The organism is Brenneria sp. L4-2C, from assembly GCF_040240335.1.
GTDB lineage: Bacteria > Pseudomonadota > Gammaproteobacteria > Enterobacterales > Enterobacteriaceae > Brenneria.
The window spans coordinates 1-619 of sequence record NZ_JBEIAC010000064.1; the positions used below are offsets into that span (position 1 = coordinate 1).

Consider the following 619-nt stretch of genomic DNA (forward strand, 5'->3'; position numbering starts at 1 on the left):
TCGCTGCCGCAGCTTCGGTGCATGGTTTAGCCCCGTTACATCTTCCGCGCAGGCCGACTCGACCAGTGAGCTATTACGCTTTCTTTAAATGATGGCTGCTTCTAAGCCAACATCCTGGCTGTCTGGGCCTTCCCACATCGTTTCCCACTTAACCATGACTTTGGGACCTTAGCTGGCGGTCTGGGTTGTTTCCCTCTTCACGACGGACGTTAGCACCCGCCGTGTGTCTCCCGTGATAACATTCTCCGGTATTCGCAGTTTGCATCGAGTTGGTAAGTCGGGATGACCCCCTAGTCGAAACAGTGCTCTACCCCCGGAGATGAATTCACGAGGCGCTACCTAAATAGCTTTCGGGGAGAACCAGCTATCTCCCGGTTTGATTGGCCTTTCACCCCCAGCCACAAGTCATCCGCTAATTTTTCAACATTAGTCGGTTCGGTCCTCCAGTTAGTGTTACCCAACCTTCAACCTGCCCATGGCTAGATCACCGGGTTTCGGGTCTATACCCTGCAACTTAACGCCCAGTTAAGACTCGGTTTCCCTGCGGCTCCCCTATTCGGTTAACCTTGCTACAGAATATAAGTCGCTGACCCATTATACAAAAGGTACGCAGTCACCC

1 rRNA gene is annotated in these 619 nt (G+C 52.7%); it reads right to left on the reverse strand.

Features of this window, described 5'->3' with window-relative positions:
* A 23S ribosomal RNA gene (locus tag ABRZ26_RS25045) occupies positions 1-619 on the reverse strand; the annotation flags it as partial.